Source organism: Pseudomonas sp. URIL14HWK12:I5 (genome assembly GCF_900176445.1).
Taxonomy (GTDB): domain Bacteria; phylum Pseudomonadota; class Gammaproteobacteria; order Pseudomonadales; family Pseudomonadaceae; genus Aquipseudomonas; species Aquipseudomonas monteilii.
In genome coordinates, this window is sequence record NZ_FWXQ01000001.1 from 893,225 (window position 1) to 912,003 (window position 18,779).

The 18,779-nt window shown below is 49.6% G+C and carries 14 protein-coding genes; 5 read left to right on the plus strand and 9 right to left on the minus strand.

All coding sequences use genetic code 11. The annotated features are described in order from the left end of the window. Window positions 1-21: 21 nt before the first annotated feature. Window positions 22-897, minus strand: coding sequence for a WYL domain-containing protein (locus B9A31_RS04160; RefSeq protein WP_084296675.1), 876 nt, complete (start codon window positions 895-897; stop codon window positions 22-24). 119 nt (window positions 898-1,016) lie between these two features. Here B9A31_RS04160 and B9A31_RS04165 point away from each other — a divergent pair, with 119 nt between their 5' ends. The 4 genes from B9A31_RS04165 to B9A31_RS04180 all read left to right on the plus strand — a co-directional run bounded on the left by B9A31_RS04165 (window position 1,017) and on the right by B9A31_RS04180 (window position 7,140). After that, the gene (locus B9A31_RS04165) at window positions 1,017-1,283 is read left to right on the plus strand and encodes a hypothetical protein (protein WP_019097436.1); all 267 of its coding nucleotides are present in this window, start codon (window positions 1,017-1,019) and stop codon (window positions 1,281-1,283) included. Between the two features lie 946 nt (window positions 1,284-2,229). Further along, window positions 2,230-4,344 carry a DEAD/DEAH box helicase family protein gene (locus tag B9A31_RS04170; RefSeq protein ID WP_159453274.1) on the plus strand — a complete coding sequence of 705 codons (2,115 nt, stop codon included), beginning with the start codon at window positions 2,230-2,232 and terminating at the stop codon, window positions 4,342-4,344. 208 nt (window positions 4,345-4,552) lie between these two features. Further along, window positions 4,553-6,688, plus strand: coding sequence for an AAA family ATPase (locus B9A31_RS04175; RefSeq protein ID WP_159453275.1), 2,136 nt, complete (start codon window positions 4,553-4,555; stop codon window positions 6,686-6,688). Next, window positions 6,688-7,140 carry a hypothetical protein gene (locus tag B9A31_RS04180; protein WP_039601359.1) on the plus strand — a complete coding sequence of 151 codons (453 nt, stop codon included), beginning with the start codon at window positions 6,688-6,690 and terminating at the stop codon, window positions 7,138-7,140. The genes B9A31_RS04175 and B9A31_RS04180 overlap by 1 nt, the downstream gene beginning before the upstream one ends. Before the next feature lie 4 nt (window positions 7,141-7,144). On the opposite strand, the gene B9A31_RS04185 is transcribed toward B9A31_RS04180, so the two are convergent. The 3 genes from B9A31_RS04185 to B9A31_RS04195 form a co-directional block, all read right to left on the minus strand. Next, on the minus strand, window positions 7,145-7,984 hold the full coding sequence (locus tag B9A31_RS04185; protein WP_256576175.1) for a phosphoadenosine phosphosulfate reductase family protein: 840 nt from the start codon (window positions 7,982-7,984) through the stop codon (window positions 7,145-7,147). Next, the gene (locus B9A31_RS04190) at window positions 7,981-11,220 is read right to left on the minus strand and encodes a hypothetical protein (RefSeq protein ID WP_218189632.1); all 3,240 of its coding nucleotides are present in this window, start codon (window positions 11,218-11,220) and stop codon (window positions 7,981-7,983) included. Before B9A31_RS04190 ends, B9A31_RS04185 begins: the two co-directional genes overlap by 4 nt. 131 nt (window positions 11,221-11,351) lie before the next feature. Beyond that, entirely contained in the window at window positions 11,352-12,314 is a 963-nt protein-coding gene (locus B9A31_RS04195) for a DUF4007 family protein (protein WP_084296678.1), read from the minus strand. A 51-nt stretch (window positions 12,315-12,365) separates the two neighbouring features. On the opposite strand from B9A31_RS04195, the gene B9A31_RS04200 reads away from it, so the two are divergent. Beyond that, the gene (locus B9A31_RS04200; RefSeq protein ID WP_084296679.1) at window positions 12,366-13,574 is read left to right on the plus strand and encodes a cysteine desulfurase family protein; all 1,209 of its coding nucleotides are present in this window, start codon (window positions 12,366-12,368) and stop codon (window positions 13,572-13,574) included. A gap of 7 nt (window positions 13,575-13,581) precedes the next feature. On the opposite strand, the gene B9A31_RS27385 is transcribed toward B9A31_RS04200, so the two are convergent. The 5 genes from B9A31_RS27385 to B9A31_RS04225 form a co-directional block, all read right to left on the minus strand. Next, window positions 13,582-13,860 (minus strand): hypothetical protein, encoded by a 279-nt coding sequence (locus B9A31_RS27385; RefSeq protein WP_052326118.1) that lies wholly within the window; start codon window positions 13,858-13,860, stop codon window positions 13,582-13,584. After that, window positions 13,857-14,837, minus strand: a complete 981-nt coding sequence (locus B9A31_RS04210) for an integrase domain-containing protein (protein ID WP_084296680.1) — start codon at window positions 14,835-14,837, stop codon at window positions 13,857-13,859. Before B9A31_RS04210 ends, B9A31_RS27385 begins: the two co-directional genes overlap by 4 nt. Continuing rightward, on the minus strand, window positions 14,815-15,174 hold the full coding sequence (locus tag B9A31_RS04215; RefSeq protein WP_084296681.1) for a hypothetical protein: 360 nt from the start codon (window positions 15,172-15,174) through the stop codon (window positions 14,815-14,817). Before B9A31_RS04215 ends, B9A31_RS04210 begins: the two co-directional genes overlap by 23 nt. Next, window positions 15,158-16,555: a YfjI family protein gene (locus tag B9A31_RS04220; protein ID WP_084296682.1), complete on the minus strand. Its 1,398-nt coding sequence runs from the start codon at window positions 16,553-16,555 to the stop codon at window positions 15,158-15,160. The genes B9A31_RS04215 and B9A31_RS04220 overlap by 17 nt, the downstream gene beginning before the upstream one ends. A gap of 964 nt (window positions 16,556-17,519) precedes the next feature. Then, complete coding sequence (locus B9A31_RS04225) at window positions 17,520-18,776, minus strand: integrase domain-containing protein (RefSeq protein WP_084296683.1); 1,257 nt, start codon at window positions 18,774-18,776, stop codon at window positions 17,520-17,522. Window positions 18,777-18,779: the final 3 nt, after the last annotated feature.

Here is an 18,779-nt window from a genome sequence, read left to right on the forward strand (position 1 = left end):
CCTGCTCCCGACATCCGGGCGCTAGTACTTCATCAACCACGGGTCCAGCGCCTGGAGGTTGCTGACCACCAGTTGCTGGGCCTCGGGCAGTATCGCCATGTTGCGGTGATCGATCTGATACCGCTGCAACACATACTTCACCAATGCCCTGCGGCTGGGCACCACCAGTTGCCCATTCGTCATGCCGTAGTCGATTTCGATGATTGCCTTCTGCGCCGCGTTCAAGCGCCAATCAGGCTCGAAGATGATCGGCACTTCGACATTCCAGTCTTCATCCTGCTCGCGGGTGTTCGGAGAGGCGTCGAGCAAGTCTGGTTGCCCGCGCAGGCGGCTGAGGACGAAGTCGCGGTACTGGCCGTTCTTTTCACAGTAAGCCCGGACGTGCCAGCGCATGCCGGTGTACACCAGCGTGTGCGGGGCGATCAGGCGCACCTCGACGTTGGGGGTGTTGAAGGACACGTATTCGGTTTCCAGCCGCCGGCCTTCACGGCAAGCCTTGAGCAAGGGGCGCAGCACCTCTGGCCGAATGGGGCGGTCAGGCACCTCCAGCACCCGGGTGTGTGCGTAAGCCAGTGCCAGCCCATCGATGTGCGGGGCGCGTTCACTGTTCTGGTACAGCAGGTGCAGATAGGCGCTGGCGCTGTTGTCGATGAACAGCGGCTCGAACTGTTCGCTCGGCACATAGCCCTTGATCTGCTTGTCATACGTCAAGTTTTCGGGCGCATGCTCGGTGATGTAGGTGTTGATGTCCTTCGACGCTTGCTGGCGGCTGATGCCAAAGCTCTGCATCAGGTGGCCCGTGGTCAGCCGCCCTTCCCACCAGGCAACGGTTTCGATCAGACGATAGCGAAGTGCCAGGTCCCAGCGTACCTGCTCGATGGATTGATTGCGTTTCATACCCTCTCCATGTGCGCGATTACTTTACCTGTATAAGTCTACATTCTAGACGTGTAATTTTGAATTACATATCTTTGGTTCGTCTTCGGAATACATCGGGGGCTGCACAGGATATGAGCATGACAATGCCGGAAGTGGTTGCGACGGGGGCCCTGGTGGCGATGGGGATCATTCTGTTGGTGCTGATTCAGCAGGGGTTGAGGCTGGGTGAGCTTGGGAAGAAGGTGGAGCACTGCCAGCGGGATTTGCGCTGGTTGCAGATTTGGGAGATGGAGAACCGTGAGCTGAGGGCGGCGGTGCGGGCGGAGCGGGAGCATGTGGCGCAGTTGCGGCGCAAGGTGGTGATGCTGCAGGACCTGGCCTCTGCGGATGATCGTCAAGGATGAACAGAATCGAACGGATCAGAGGCTGCCTGCTTGGAGGCGCCGCTGGAGATGCACTGGGCTGCGCCGGGGGAAGCGGAATCCCTAGCATAACATATTGAAAAATATTAGTTTTTTTGTGACGAATTTTCTTTTGGAATACCACAGGGAATGCTAGATGTATTGATTGTATTGCCCAACAATCTCGTGCACCCCATGACTTAACTGGACGCCGCTGATAGTGCAAGTCCCGGTTACCCAATCTCTGCTTTGAAAATCATGATAGAAAGCGGCAATGCCTAAGCGACTCTGGTTCTTTACGGCGTTCGCGGAGGTCTTCGGTTAGGGATTGCCTGGCGAATTGGGTTAGAGCACTTTAAGTCTTCTCCAAGGAAACTCGGACAATGTCAGATCAGGCGAGCATGATTAATCCAGCTGAGCGCTCTGCCGATGACCATCTAAGCAAAGAGGAAGCGTGACCTCCCGGACTGAGTACTCATGCCCGAGACCTCTGCCTCGGAAATTCCAACCCCCGCAGAATACCTTCTGAGGAACGCTAATAGCACATATCTCTCTGCCGCGCTGGTGGTGGCCTACCTGACAAGCGTGGATTCTTCCAGGAAAATCTATGGTTGCGGGCACCGGATGCCTATGGTTTCGACCACTTGCGGATCCGTATGCGAGCAAGCACTTGCTCAGGCATAGCTACAATTTTACCGACCCTGTCGGGCTCTGGGGAGACCAAAGCAGAGGTGAAGCGGAGGCGACCATCAGTTCGGCGCCTTTTTATGGCGGTGCGGGTTCACTGCAGAGGGAACATATGCATAATGGCACTTCGACCACGTCGGACATCGCTATTGGATTCGTATGCTGTATGTATATACAGCTTGATGAGTGGGCGCCGTAGCTAGTTGTCAGCTGATGAGCACGCAGAGGAATGGAACCTAGATGCAGGAAGGCGATAGGTAAAATGGATGATTTGAGTTCGCTACCCCCAATTTATTTTCCGTCTGACGATAACATCGACGAAAAACTATTTGCACCGATATCCAAAAAGTCTCAATCGATGGACTGTATGGTAGGGTATTTTGCTAGTAGCTATTTCAGTGAGCTACCTTTAGCAGTTTCTAGCTACTTGAACATTTCGTCTGAAAGAAAAATGCGCTTTTTAATTAGTCCAAATCTTAAAGAAAATGATTTGGCAGCACTTGAGGGCGCATTCAGCAATGGCGAAGATTTTTTTGAGATTTTATTTCCAAATAGTTTTATTCAAGCCTCAGTATTGAAAGAGTACTCTGTTAAGGCACTTGCATACCTAGTGTTGACAGGAAGGGTAGAGCTGAAAGTAGCGATAAAGACAGAGGGGATTTTTCACGCAAAATGCTGGATTTTTAGAACTCTCGAAGGGGAGTTAGCAATTCACGGCTCAAGTAATGCTACTGCTGGTGGCATGGTTAGAAATTTTGAGCAGCTCGCGCTCAGTCGTGCCTGGCTTGGAGAGGAGTCCAGGCAAGTATGTTCTGCACTGAAAGACAAATTTAATCAGATCTGGTCCGGGAAGCAGCAAGGCATAACTACAGTATCGTTGAATGAAGCGACAGTTAAAGCGCTTCGCACATACGTATCCGTAGAAAGTTTTGATATAGCGGAGTGCCATAAAAACATACAGACTTTGCTAAGTAATGGAAATCCTACAGATGTGGCTTCTACAGAAGTTGCTCCTGCCGTGCCATCCCTGTCCGTTCCCGCATACATAAATTATGAAGAAGGCGAATTCAAGCATCAAGGTGATGCGGTCTCAGCATGGTTTCTCAATAACGGAAGTGGAATTTTATCTATAGCAACGGGTGGTGGGAAGACATATACTTCTTTAATCGCTGCGACACAGGTGCTTAAAACAAAAAAGGCGATTCTAGTTATAATATCGGTACCTACAAAAGCCTTGATGAGCCAATGGGCCGGTGATGTGCGCGAGTTTGGAATTGAAGCCGCAGATTCGAATGGAAAGTCTCAGGCTTGGATCACTAGATGTCTAAAAACTCAACAAAGAAACCTCAGGCTAGGCGTTTCGAAAACTGAGGTAATGATCGTAACTCATCAAGCCTTGGTTAGTGGTATGTTTGATGATGTTGGCGGTAATGGATATTCCACTCTGTTGATAGCTGATGAAGTGCACAATCTTGGAAGCGAAAGTGCAAAAATCAATATGCCACACAGATTTGATTATAAAATCGGATTGTCTGCCACATTTGAGCGGCAGTTTGATCCGTTAGGCACTGAATTTTTGCTGTCTTATTTTGGTGGTGTTGTATTTGAATATGGTTTGAAGTCCGCTATCGGTAACTGTCTTGTGAACTTCGACTATTATGCGAGCTTTGTTTATTTGACGGCTGAAGAAGAAGAGGAGTTTCAGGAGCTAACATATGAAATCAAGAAGGTTTCTTATGCTGCGAATGACACAGAAGGCGCTGCTAAAGAAAAGTGGCAACGACTTTGCCTCCGGCGCAGAGCTTTGACAGAGTCCGCTAAAAATAAAGTAGAAACGTTGTTTTCGGTCTTGCCGTCAGACCCGGAAAAAATTAAGAAGACACTAATTTTCTGCACTGATAAAAACCCAGCGCAGTTAACTAAAGTTAATGAGCGCCTAAGAAGCCTCGGCGTCAGATTTCATCAGGTAACCGCAGAGGAAACAGCTGATAACCGATCACTTCAATCAGTGGTTTCAAGCTTTTCTAACGATGAGTTACAAGTTCTAACATCTAAGCGTGTATTGGATGAGGGATTCAATGTTCCTCAGACTGAGACCGCCTATTTATTGGCTAGTAATACTGTAATCAGGCAATGGACACAGAGGTTAGGGCGAGTGCTTCGGACCTCAAAAAAAACGGGAAAAAATCATGCGACAATTCATGATTTCATTGTGCTGCCTGTTGTAGATGGTGAGGCTGACGATGACCTTAAATCGCTATTAGAGTCAGAATACCGGCGAGTACAGTTTTTCTCGGAGCATAGCTCAAATTTTATGCATTCGAGTGGCGGATATTATGCAGGAAAAAGGCTACTTAGCTTGTTGGGGGCTTTATGAGTATATCGCACAAAAAAATAAACTCTATGATTGAGTCAGTCATTTTTGAGTCAAATCGAGGCGCAGCACAGCAAAAACTCTTTAGTGATTTATGCCAAAAGATTTACCTAATAGAGTCAAGTGTTGGCGAAAATTCATCGCGGGGCGTTATATCAGATATAAAAGATGAAATCGCGCGGCGTTCATCAGATATCTTAGGGGCCGAAGTGTGAAGCTACTAGAAGCGACTATAAAAAATTTTAGACTGTTAAAAGAGTTGACCCTGGACTTTTCGGTAGACCCTGAAAAGCCACTAACTGTTATTCGCGCCGCCAATGAAACAGGGAAGACCACATGCCAGAATGCTTTAATGTGGTGCTTATATGGGTCAAAAGCTCTACCTAGGAAGGGTGAGTATTCACTATTCCCATCTGATGCATCGGCTCGTGGTGAGAAGCGTGTTGAGGTCTCCGTAGAAATAAGATTTGAGGTAGAGCACGCTACTGGTCTTGGCAAAGGTAGGCACCAGATAAGCACACAGCGCTACCATCTGATTAGATCATGTGTTGAAAATGCTCCAAAGGAGGGAGCGAAACCTCGGCATAGCGAGGTTAGGGCTCTATGGAGAAGTGGTTTAACGGGAGATGTCAAAGTTCCAGATCTTGAAGTAGACGATATCATTGAAGGTGCTCTTCCCGAATCGTTGAAAGATGTGTATTTCACTGATGGCGATAGCGCGATGTCGTTCATTGAAGCTGCGGCCTCACAGAGTATTAAACGACAGAGAGTAACCAACGCGATTGAGGCGCTGCTAGGACTTACTACTCTAGAAAAAACTGTCAGTCACCTAGGGACAGTAGTAGCTCGTTTTAGCCAAGAGATTGATAATAAGAACTATGCTAAAGAGCTGGAAATTTTAAACGATAGAATTAACGGGCTTCAAGAAGATATAGAGGAATGGAAAGCTAAGCGGGAAGAGGCAGAGCTCAATATTGCAGAAGTCACTAGGGAGCATGCTTTAGTTGAAAGTAAGATAGAAGAAGCTCTTTTGCGCGGCGATAAAGAAAAGCTCGTAAAGAAAAAAGCTCAGGCGCAACAAAATATTAGCAGACTTTCCGAAAATGCTAAGCAGCAACTAAAAGTTATATCATCGCTTGCAAGTGGAGAAGAGCTCTCTTTAGCTATTTTGGAAGGGGCAATTGTTAAGGTTAAAGATAACTTAAATAAAAGGAATCAGAGCAAGCAGCTTCCTAAAGTTAATGTTCCGATCCTAGAAGAGCTATTGGATCGTGATTCTTGCTTCTGTGGAAGCGATTTAACTGCAGATTCATTAGAGGGGCGCTCTAGAAGGTCAAAAATATCTGGCGCGATTGAAAAAAGCCGTGCTTCAGATCTAGTTCAAGAATCTGCGTCAAGTCTGTTCTACCGAATCAGAAGCGTTGATCCAGCTGTAGGGGCCCCTCGCTGGATAAGTCGCTATTCTGAAATGCATCTAAGCTATAGTCAACTACTCTCATCTGTAACTATGTCTGAAAGGGAGTTGCAGGAAGTAGAGGAAGATCTGAGCACTGTACAGGGCTCTCATGTGCCTGAGCTCAAAGATCAGCGCTTAAAGCTTTTAGCTGAGTTGCAAAAATTGCGCTCAGACGAGGGGACTCATAGTTCCCGGATACACGAAGCGACGGAGAGGTTAAAAGATGCAGATCGGGAAAGAGAGGTAGTTAGGAAAAAATTAGGAAAGACAAATACCTCAACGATTAACTATGATCTAGCGAAGGAAGCACAAGTTGTATTCTCGACAATAATTGATAGGCTCAGGCATGAAGAGCTGAAAAAAGTTAGTGTTGAGATGAATAGAATTTTTCTTTCAATGATTGGTTCTGAGGGGGAGAAATCGCAATTTGGTTTGATTCAAAGTGCTGAGCTAACTGACGAGTTTGATATCATGGTTTACGGGCCTGATAAGCATCGTCTCAACCCAGATCAAGATTTGAATGGTGCCTCAAGGCGCGCAATTACGTTATCGTTTATTCTGGCACTCACAAAAATAAGTGAGGTTGAGGCTCCGAACATCATTGATACGCCTCTTGGTATGATGTCAGGTTATGTAAAACAATCTGTTTTAATAAATACCATCAAAGAAGGCTCTCAGGTGGTGTTGTTCCTTACGCATGATGAAATTAAAGGCGTTGAGGAAATATTGGATAGGCACGCAGGAAGAGTATTTACTCTTACTAACCCTGCTCACTATCCAAAAATGTTGTTGAACAAGCCAGAGGTTTCTGACTCACGAGTGGTTCGGTGTGAGTGTGATCACCGTGGTAGTTGTGATGTTTGTGAAAGAAAGTCTATGGAGTTGGTGTGATGACCGAGAATCCATTCTCTAGTTTCAATATAGAAATGCCAAAAAAATATGATGATCAAATTAAGAGTTACTGCATGACTGGAGGGGGGAGTAAGTCTAGAGAGCAGTCACCTTTTGATCGACAAGTAGACTTTTGGTATAGCGCTTTTCTCTTGTCTGTCAAGTATAAGCTTGCACCTGCAACAGAAAAAGATACCTATAACGTTACCCCAGCGACGATTCTAAGTACTGATAGCTATAGAATTACGCATATTCAAGCTGCGTACCTTGCTATAACAGAGGATTTCGAGGGGCTGGCAGAGAACAAAAAAGTTTTCGACTTTGCAATAGGTATGGCAAACGCCGGTATTCCAAAACTTCTTCAAATTCTCAGTGATACTGACCAGAAACCACTCTGGAACATACTTGATGAGGTAGAGGGCGGCCTTAGCGATCACGGTAAGGCCGTTTGAAGCTCTATTTATGACATGTAACGCACATTTTAGCCTGACCATAGACTTCATCGACATCGATGAGGCCTATGTCAGGACGTAGGGGGTTGCTCATCTTCCGTGCTTGGACCCTCTCTAGCCGGAGTTCGTAGTCAGCTTTTATTTGGCTTACTCTGGCTGGGGCTATTAAATCTGTAAGCGATTCACCTTGAGTCCATGTAAATGGTGACCCATTCGAGACGGCTGTCTTTTCATACTGTACAGCCTCTTCGAAAGCATCTGGATGCCTCTCGCTAAGTCTGACCCATTCGATTTTCTGCTGATAAAAGCAAAAGGTGCACCCACTTCGAGATCGCCAGTCGTAATATGCTGGTAGGCCAATTCCTGCACTATCAAGAAGCTCAACGACTCCAGGTTTATCAATGCCGAACTCCCTGAAAGGCAAATGAACTTCTAGATTTTGCTGTTTCGCGTTGTATCCTTCTCGATAAGGTTCGTCTGACCTGATTGCCACGTAACTATGAACTTTTGTGCCCCCGTCAAGGTAAGGTTTCAACCAGTCCTCAAAGGGCTTCAGTTTAAGTTGTCTTGTGCACCACCGAGTTTGAGGGGAGGGGAGAAAATTGTTGTACTGTTTTAGCCAGTAATCAAAGTCCCGGTTTGGATTTAATCGTAGGATTGTTTGACCGAGAAACCCCTCAAGCTTTCCGAGAAATTCATATACCTCTGGTAGTTCCTTGCCAGTATCAGTATAGAAGTACTCAATCTCAAGGTCAGGAAAGTTTTGGCGCATGAAAATTGCTAATGCCGCGCTATCACGTCCTCCAGAAAGGCCCAGTACATGCTTCTCGACCACGTCTGTCATGCTGTTTCCTCCTTTGTGAATTTTTCAGTAGGAGAAAGTTGGATACGCTCGCAGCTTAATTCCGCAAGTGCAGCAAGAACGACGTTAGAACTAGAGTTTTCCTTAGCCAGTATTTTTTCTAACTGCGAAATAAGTGCTGACACCTGAAGCTGTTCTTCTGGGGTTATATGAATTTCAGCGTGGAGCGGCAAGTTTGTACCAGCACGCGATGTGACTATCGAAATAGATCCGTTTCCAGTGGGCTTATTTTTGACGTGAGCAAAGGTTTCTGTGCGTAGAAAGGCGCGACAAAAGGAAGCTATCTCTAAGAGTGCTTTGTCTAAATCTGTGTCGATCCAGTCCGCAGGAGGTTTGTTGGCTGCTAAACTTCCAATGCCTTCAATCTGGGCCAATTCTCCAGTGTATAGGGCTAGTCTATTTATAAATGCGTCCACACGAAAGTCCCCAGAAGATTGCTTCAGGACTAGTGCAGATTGCCGCAATGATTTGATAGTTTCTTCAGTGTGAGGCTTGGCGCGAAGCTCATCCATCATCGTTTTTTGAAGCTTGCGGACCATCTGGCTGAAGGCTTGGTTTAATTCGTTAAGTGTCGACTCTACAAAGTCGACTACTCTGATAACGTGTTCCTTAGTGTCGGGAATACTTGAAATCCCGCATGCTGCTGGTATATCCGTGTATAGAAGTTGATTAGGGTCATACGCATTTTTCAACAAGCTTCTCAGCTTCTTGGCGGCAGGTGAGATGCGTTGAGTCCGTTTAGTCCAGCCAGGTAGAGTGTCATGTATGCCAACAAGTGCTCTTGCTACGCTTATTGAGCTCTGACTATCTACCAGTACATGAGGGTTAACCTTTGAAGCAATCGAGCTCAATCCCTTCAAAAGTTCAAGTGGCAAATTGCCAAGGTTAGTCCATCTGATTTGAATGGAGCTTGGATCCCTTGCTAGATAATCGGCCTCTAAGTCTGTGAAGGAGGATTGGAATAACCCATCACGATAAATGGCAATATCATTGCTTGTGGCTAAGATAAGCGCCGTTGAGAGTGTGGGCATTAGCCCTCGTTTGACCCCATAAGGCCGGCCTTCCCAGATGTCAAATATCTCAGTTAAAGGAATCGAGCGGGTTTGGTTTTCCTTTACATGACGAATGGCGGCATCCCATGCGGGGCAGAGATTAGAGGAGTCGTGAGCCCAGTGAGGTGGCTGGAATTTATGGTCTTGGCTTGAATACAATTTCGTATGGAGAAGTAGCGAGTCGAAAAGCCCACCTTCTGCGGGATAGCCTTCGATCCCCAGTCGTGGCTTACCCTCATGCATTACCATTGCTTTAAGCAAAAGATTCTGAGCCGCAATCGCATTGCTTGAAGGTTTAGCTCGGTTCAGCAGCTCATTCTGAATGCGAGGCGAGTCTGGATAAAGCTCTTCTGCAACTTCAGATGCCAAAGAATTAAGGCCGCTTTGATTGAGGGGCTTAATTTTTTTTCCTGCTCGGAACCAAGTTGCAGTTGAAAAAGCAGTCTGTAGCTCCGACTCCAACTGGTTTTGAAGTACGATCAACCGGTTTGAAATTTCCTTGCGAGCTACCGGATCGCCCTGGAGCTCCGGCCGATCTTCTTGGACCTTCTCTAACGCTTTCAATTCGCGAGCTAGGTTAATGATGCTCCAAGCATGTTTGGGGTATCCGACAATAACTTGTTTTCCGGCTTGGCTTGCGCAACGAGAAGCATCCTTGCAGGCACGCTCTGCCTGCTGAAGATCTTCTCCATATGTTGGAAGTGTAAGCAGTATTTGTCCCACTAGGCTTGGTTCTGGCACAAAGCTAGATGCAGTAGATGACGCCGCGGAAACGGATCCTAGCTTAACATCAAGCCAACGCAAGCAACCTCTATAGAAATAATGATGCTTTGCTAGAATAGGTTGTATTCCAGCCATAGCTTGAAGTGTTCCGAAATGCACATCATGGATTTCTTGTAGGGTGCTTTCTACTGCTGACTCGATATTAAAATCACTGCCTGCAAAAATACTGAACGCGTCAAGATGCTTGCGATAAATTATCAAAGACCATTTCTGCAGATCTTGAAGTGCTTTTTCCTTATCATCGAGACTGCCGTTAACAGCTTCGAAAACTATTATGGAACTTGCACTTAGTCCGGATCGCTCTCTGAACATATCGAGCAGTGCAATTGTTTTAAATAGGTTCGAGTGGATTTCTGTTCCACCATTTGCTTCACATCTATCAAGTGCCTCTGCAGCCATCGCCCATCTATGGCCGTCTGGTGACGAGAGGATAGACGGCTCCAGGTTGAACCTTAAATAATCCCAAAGGCGATCAGGATTGTACGTATTCTGACCAGTCTCAGTTCTTAAATAGTCCTGAAAGCCAAATGGCTCTGCGGAGTTTAAAAATCCAAAAAGACTACGTTGGTTCTGACCAAATCTTCTTCGAGAAATAGGGCCAAGCAAACATGACACAATCGGATGCAAGGGCCAAGTGTTTTCTAGAAGTTGTGAAAAGTTTTCAGAAATAGAAGGTCTGAGCCGCTTTACTTCTTTTTCTATTACTAGGGACTCTTTGCTTGGTTCGCAGTGACGATTTGTTTGGATGGCTCTGGCTAAGAGGTCTAGTTGTTCTTCGCCTGCAGTGTTTACGGCTAGGTCGATGTATCTACCCTGTATTTTCGACCACTCATCACGCGCTTCACGTGATAGTCGATTAGCATACTCTTCAAAAGCTTGGTGTAAAACGCCTACGACGACTAGCCTTCCATTTGATCGGGAAGCAACCTCTGCAAGCAGCTGGAAAAAGTACAAATCCCCGCCACTTTTGCCCGCAGCTTCTAAAAACTTACCCATCTCATCGATGAAAATAATCAGGCCGGAACGTTTGTCTCGGTCTTGAGATAGATCTTCGATTATATTTAGTATCTGCTTCTCTGTGACTTTATTTGCTAGCAAATCAAGCCCAAGTCCTTGGGCTTGCATTGCTTCCGCAATTACCGTGCTTACAGCGTCACGGCGACCGATCACAGGGAGAGTGGTCCAGCCAGTGCCATTGGAAGGAAATGCCGCATCCACTGCCGCTGATGCTTTCGCCCCAACTGAAGCTGCCGCTTCTGCCTTGCGACCTTTGTCTTGGCTTGTTAGCGCGCTTAGGGCGATGACCAAACTCGACTTGCCGCTACCGTATGGACCTGTCCATGTGAAGGCGGCTTGTCCGGTCTCTTTGAGATGAGTAGCCATCGACGTCAAAACTGCGGCAGATGACTCTGGGCACACGAATCCAATCAGGGCATCAGGTGATGTAAGGTCGGTGTCAATTCTGATTGAACGTTGAAATCTGCGCGCAACGGTAACTTCATCTAGTAGGGGCATCAGCGGTTCTCCTCATGCCCATTTTTAATATAGTCGATGTCAATAAAGGCAAGGGCTTCATCTGCTAGAATTCTGCGGCTACGTACGAGTTGTTTCAAACCAGCGGTCTCTGACCAAGTAATCGTTGATTTAGTTATTGCTTCGAGTCTGCTTAGCCTGTCTGCTAGGTCTTCCTCTGTAAGTAAGAATACCTTTCCAGGAGATCCAGGGTGATGGGCTAGCGCCTCAAATGAAATAGTAGAGCTTGATTTGGAGTATGAGTCCCAAAAAGAAGAAACAGCATAAGCAAAAACGCCGTCTCCTAAACTGTTTTTTGGTCCTCTAATTAGCCTGAAACCATCTTTTTTGCCTGTTGCTTTGAGCAAGCTTAATTCGGTTAGAGGACTCTCCATAGAGTCTTCAGGTGACTGTTTTATTAAAAAGTGTTTGGCTGCGTACGTTCTTACGAAGCACTCCACGTCTCGCTTCAGGGTGGCATTAGCCATCCTGCTCCAGCTTCTATCCGCACCTAACTTCTCTAGGGCGCTAACAATGTTTTCACGGTCAAAGGAAGATGAGGGGAAGTGGCTAAAAACCCAAAACCAAGTAGTAAGTTTTGAGTTGGACGCTAGCTGCCAATGTACTAACCATGAAGTCGATGGATGCTCCATGTACGGGTCCAAACCATCGTCGGCGAAAATTTTGTTCCCGAGTGCTGTCGGTGCAGACAAGCTGCCCTTGCCGCCCTGACTGATAACACCGCATTGCGTCGCCCAATGTCGGATAGCTGCAACCATGTTTTTACCCACACCAAAGTCGGCAATGGCGCTAGGTTCATTGAACACGGACTGCAACGCACCCCGGCGGTGCGCTACGGCAACAGCATCGTAGGCCTTTTTCAGCCATCCGTACCTCATAGGGAACGTCTCGTGACCTGAAAATTGCGGGGTGTACCCGATAGCATGCAGCGGACTGTTGAACATTCTTGTGCCTGGAAGCTTGATCCAGGCTAGACAATAGCGCGGAACCTCACTATGGTCAATGCGACTGGATCTATCCCCCAGTGCCATTTTGAAGGGGCTTTTATGCTGGTGCGCGGCAAAATTTACATGGACTACCAAGCGACAACACCCCTTGCGGAACCGGCCTTCACAGCAATGGAGCCCTTCTACAAAGAGCTTTTCGGCAACCCTCACTCTTCCGACCACTCGATGGGGTGGGAGGCTCATGCAGCTGTAGAGGGGGCGAGAGCCTCTGTGTCATCTTTGATAGGTGCTTCTGCAGAAGAAATATTTTTTACCTCTGGCGCTACTGAGTCAAATAATCAGGTATTTAATTCAATTTGCCAGCAAAGTGGTTCCAGATCAAAAATATTGGTCAGCAGTATTGAACATAAATCCGTTTTAGATACAGCTCATGCTGTAGCTGAGCTGTATGGTATTGAAGTAATTCTTTTGCCTGTCGACAGGTTTGGCTTGATCGATGTTAGTGTCTATGAATTGCTGTTGGATTCAAGTGTTTTGCTTGTGTCAGTTATGGCGGTTAATAATGAAATAGGAGTTATTCAGGATATTTCTAAGCTCTGTAGAATGGCTCATGGTGTAGGCGCTATCTTTCATACAGACGCGTCACAGGCTCCTGTTGCCGTCAATGTAAGTGTTACTGAATGGGGTGTAGATTTTCTTAGTCTCTCCTCCCACAAAATTTACGGTCCGAAAGGTATTGGAGCTTTATTTGCTAATTCGGCCGTAAAAGATATGCTTCTACCTTTTCATCATGGTGGAGGACAGGAGGAGGGTAAAAGGTCGGGGACATTGTCTCCCGCGTTGTGCGTTGGATTTGGTTCGGCCTCTAAATTATTAGGTGAAATAGGTGGCGAAGAAAAAGTAAGAGTAAAATCCTTGAGAGAATTATTTATTCACTTGCTGGTAAGGCGGGGTGTAAATTTCTCAGTAAACGGGGCAGTTGATAGTACCCATCCCGGCAATATTAGCATAATTTTCTTCGGTGTAGATGCTAGCCACTTGTTGGCTAGAATTAGCTCATTTATTTGCGCGTCCCTCGGATCTGCTTGTAGTAGTGGTTATCATTCTACCTCGCATGTTTTAAATGCGATTGGTTTGGATCGGGATGCCGCGGAAAGCACTATTAGATTTAGTATTGGTAGGTTTACCGATGCTCTTCAGATTGAGACGGCAGCTGATGTTATTTGTACGGCTGTCTCGGATATTCTTTCAGAATAAATCTCCATTAAAAGTCTTTCTCGTTTGTTTGGCCCTTCACGCGACGCCAGATTAATAAAGCGGTAAGTCGATAGTAATACTTAGTGCTTGGGGATTTGTTCCTCAAGTAATAAACTATAAACCAGCGTATATGCTTCCGCTGCCAGGACCAAGGATTATCACTTTGCCAACGCTGTTGGAGCACCGCTTGCATAATTTTCGCCTGTCGCAGATGTCGTAGCTTTGTACTCTTCGACCCAGTCAACACGCCACTTAGGAACAGCGTCATATCAAACAGTTTACTCATGTTCGACCACCAATGTAGGCAGAAACCACATCAATCCGGTTGTGACCCAGCTCAGTGCTTATTTCTTGGCGCGCTTGCTGGTCAGAGTCGCGATCTATTTTATAGGCCTTGCCATTGTTGACAGGGGCGATATGGCCTGTAAGTCGCGCGTAACGTTCACAAGCATAGGCTGCGCGCAAATCATGGAAGCCCTTGAGCCCATGGCTATGTAGTATTTCACGGGAGGGGAGCACCGCCCGTTTCAGGAATGAAGAGTAGCTTTCGGTTTGACGCAGTAGGTTGCGGCTGCCGGCTGGCGATACTTCACGTGCCATCTGGAGCGCTGCGTTAATTTCTTCATTGGCGAGAATCCAACGCGGTGCTGACGCCCCTGAGCGGCCGCCTTTGGTGCCTTCTTGGATGTTGATACGCCCCAAGTGTTTAGCTTCGTGGTGCAAGCGAGGCAGGTCCGCCAGGATCGCCTCTCGCAAACGCATACCAGTTGCACGGGCCAACATAACAATGGCAGCCACTCGATCATGTTGTTGTGAGCGGAGCGCTTCAAGTAAGCGCTGCACCTGTTGGTGATCTTGGCCACCCGGCGCAATGGTACGTACGTTGGAGCGATACTGTCCCAATGCCTGGCTCGGACTGATGATTTTCACATCCTGATCACCGCGCAACGCTGCGAGGGTGCGGTTGACGCTGCTTAGGCGGTTTTGCGCGGTAGCGATGCACAGATTGCCTTGCTGGATCTGCTGACGCAGGTATGCGGCGTAGTCTTGGAGCGTCTGTCGATCAATCTGGCGCGCATCGTTATAACCGGGGCCGTTCTCTGAGCGGCACCAGCGTACGAAGGCTTGCCAGCGATCGCTGTGCGCTTTGACTGTGGCAAAGTGACCTCCGGCAAACAGATCTTTCAGGGCCTGCCGCCCGGCATAGCTCAGTTGGCGACCATAGCCAAAGTTGCGACCGTCACGCCGACCGACCAGGGCCATTGTCTTCACCTTTATCGTTGCCTTGTAGGTGCAGCAACAGGGCTTTCCAGTTGGCGCTGAGGCTGTCCAACTGTCCCCAGTGTGCCGGGCGGATGAGGAGGGCGTTTTCACTGTGTTGCAGCAGAGCCCCTTCTTCTTGCAACTGCTCGATGAGCTGAGCGAGGTCGATGGGCTTAGATGTTGTACTGGCGACAGCGGCGACACTGGCGACAACCCCCGCCGTATCTCGCTTGGAAGGTGGCGACAAAATGGTGGCAGTGGCGGCGACACACCGTAACTCGGTCGGCGAGCAATGTTGCGCTCGATAGCGGCGCACGGCGTCATTGAGTCGGAACATGGCGCACCTCGAATATGTCCCCGTCATTGTCCAACCAGTTATGGGCAACGAGTTGCAGCAATAACTCGAAGGTGTGCCGCGTGCTTTTACGGGCAAAGCGGGGGCCGTTGCGCGTAAGGTCGCGCAGGCGAAACGGTGGCCAGTTCTTCTTTATCAACCAGCGCAGCAGGCAATCAGCCTCTGCGCGAAGCTTATTCAGTGGTTCCTGTTCAGTCAGGCGTTGGCTCTCGGCCATGTAGTAATCCATCAGCGTGGAGGCGCGCTGAATGTGCATGTCTTCCAATACAGTCGACTCCTCAACCACCGCCATCACACCAGCCATGCGTAGTACGTTCGCGGCGGCTTTGCTCGCTGCAGCTTGGACGTTGACCAGCTCGCCGAACTCCCCTGACTCGCATTCAATGGTGTCGTGAATGGCAATCCATGCATCACGGGCGCGTGGGCTCAACTCTATGACCGCAGGTGTGAGGCCACCATCTGTATGCCGTGACCAAGGCTTCTGCATGAGCGCGGCAATGCGCTGCTGGTAAAGGTGCACCTTTGGGTCTCGGGTCAGGTCGATGGCTTTGTACAGCCGTTGTCCAACCAGACGCTCGGGCCAACTGATCAGGCAGCGCCCCAGGATGCCCTGGTCTTTGATATCTGCGTCCTGAAGCAAGCGGTCGGCCAGGCGGGGTTGCAGCATCAAGTGCATGCTGAGACGGCGATCATAGGCACGCAGACTTTCCCCAGCCATCGCGCGCGACCGATCAATCGGGCTACCGTCCCACAGCGTCGACAAGTGAGTGATGGCCTTGATCATGTTGTCCTTGTTCATGGTGCTGCCGCCCAAAAACTGCCCGCCTTCATCGCTGAACAGCCCCATGCTCGGCAAACCATGGCAGAGGCTTTTGACCAGGCCTTCAATGGTCGGCTCAGCACTGAGGAGTCTTGGTTGGACGGGTTCAGGTTGGGCGTCCAGTGCTGGCTGTGCTGACTTTTTCGAGGCCGGTGACTTCGCGGTGAGGCTCATTGCAGTTCGGTGCGCCTTGAGCTGTTCGCCATAGACGATCCACTGCTGCCTCTCCCAGCTGCGCACGGCCTGCAACGCAACATGGTCCACCGCGCTTTTGCGATCACCCGAGCAAGCCACTGTCAGAAAGTACAGCGACAACGGATAAATTCGGCCGTCGAGGTGTACATTGCCGTGCGCCTGGCTCGCCAAAGCTGCCGTGGCCAGAACAGATTGCGCGGCCATGGCGCAGGGCACGCCGATCACTTCGGCGATGCGTTCCACGGCCGGCCCCAAAATATCGCCCAGCGCCGCGACCGGGTAGGGTAGAGGCGTAATCTGCTGTTCCAACAAGGGGCGTGGTGGCCCTTGGACTTCGCGCAGTTGCATAGCCTTCCTCCATAAATTACCGATCTCTCCCTCGCGTCATCCCGCCAAGAATGTTGAGTGTTATCAGGGATCAAGGCCCCTGCGACCTGTGAGGGTGTCCACTGACGCGGGACTGGCGGCTCCTTACGACCAGGAGCAAGGGCATCTCATGATCTGGCCTCCTGAACACCGTTACCGGTGGGCGGGTGGAGGCTGCATTGGCTGACGAGACCAGTGCCGCGAGATCCTGAGCCAGTTGCAAGCAGCACTGCGATGACCGGGGCATGCCTGAATGTCAGTCAGGTGCAGTCCATTCCCTGGTCTGCGGCACCATCATCTACAGCGCTGTTGCTGGTGACATCGGTGTTTGTCACGCCGATTGTCACGAGGGGAATTGCCGCAAAGCCATGTGCGATGAGGGCTGCAGCAGTGGTAGGAGCGCCCGTCTCTTTTCTGGAAAAAGAGACGGGCGAACGGTTGGCGCAAAACGTCGGCCGAGCAGGTTCGTTGCTGCAGGGCTAAAGGGTTAGCGGGCAGCCGCACTAGGCGGATTGTTTAGAGGGCGTCCATCATTCTTGCGAATGACCGTGCGAGCCTCCGGGCGCGAATCGCACTTTGGGATGAACCACCGGGTTAGCGGCATGACCTTGAAGGCTCTGGTCATCTGGGGTGCTGCCTAAGGCAGCGCTTTGAATCTTCGTTCTATCGGTCACCGCGGCACGGGTCAATTGGTGATGGGCACATGGAAATGCGCCAGATTCCTCCTTTGGCGTGCTTTGGAAGTCGGTGGGTGTCAGTGGCAAAGTGGCCGTTTGTCGCTTTTCTAGTGTTAGCCCGTGAGCATGGGGATGCGAAGCCTCCCCATGCTCACGGGCTTAGCCGGAGAAGCCAAAATCGAGGCGAGTTGGCGACTGTCGCCATCCGCTCAGACGGCAAGGATGTAGATTGCACGCGGTCTGTCGCCAGTGTCGCCGTTGTCGCCGCCCTATCGGATGGGTACTACGTTCCGATCCCTAGCCACATTCATCGCGCTGGCCGAGAGATTGCCCGTCGACGCCTTCAGAATGTACTCGCTCCACCAAGCCATCATCGGCCGCCGTCGCTCGATGTAGTCGGCTCGGTTGTAGGCACTGCGTACCTCATCCTTGTCGACGTGCGCCAACGCCACTTCGATGAGCTCCGGGTCCCACCCATGTTCATTCAATATGGTGCTGGCCATTGAGCGCATGCCGTGGCTGACCAGGCGGTCCTGGAAGCCCATGCGTTTCAACGCCATGTTGGCGGTCTGGCTATTGGCATGAGTACGAGGGTTTCGGTCTGCCGGGAAGACGTATTCTCGATGACCACTGTGGGACTTCAGTATCTCCAGCAATGACATGGCTTGATCGCTCAACGGGATGCTGTGCGGGCGGCGCTTCTTCATCCGCTCCGGCGGGATAGTCCAGACTCGCCTTTCAAAGTCGATGTCTACCCAGCGAGTAGTTGCCGCCTCCGCGGGGCGGGTCATCGTGTGCAACTGCCACTCGATCAGGCAGCGTGTCGTGCGCTTGATACTGGCGTTCGCTATTTCCAGCATGAGCTCAGGAAGCTCCTCGGGCGGTAGCGCCGCCATATTTTCTTTCTTCGGTTTCTTGAACACCGCCCGAATCCCGCTGAGCGGGTTCGCGAAGATCATTCCTGAATTGACCCCGTAGGTCATGATCTCGTTGAGGCGCTGGCTAAGCCGCTTCACCGTTTCCAAGCTGCCTTTGGATTCGATAGGGCGAAGGATCTTGATCACCATCGGTGCACTGACTTCCGAGATTGGAGTCGATTTCATGCTCGGAAAAACGTGCAGCGTGAGTGAGCGCCAGATGTCCTCAGCATAGGCCGGCGTGACCGAGTCCTTTTTCAACTCGAACCAGGCGCTAGCTACTTTCTCGAACGTATGTTCTGTCTCGGCTAGTTTGGCCTGCGCGAGATCATTGCGCTGAGCTTTGGGGTCGATCCCCTGGGCAAGTACTTCCCTAGCTTCAACCGCTTTTCGCCGAGCTTGCGCCAGAGAGACCTCGGGATAGGAGCCGAGCGCCATGTTGATTCGATTCTTGGTGACCGGATGCCTGTAGTTGAAATTCCACTGCATCGAGCGGTTTACCCGGACTCGGAGCTGGAGGCCGTCGCCATCCGTGAGGACATAGTCCTTGTCTTTGGGCTTGACCGCCTTGAGTTGGCGGTCGGAGAGACGAGCTGTTTGAGCGCACATGGG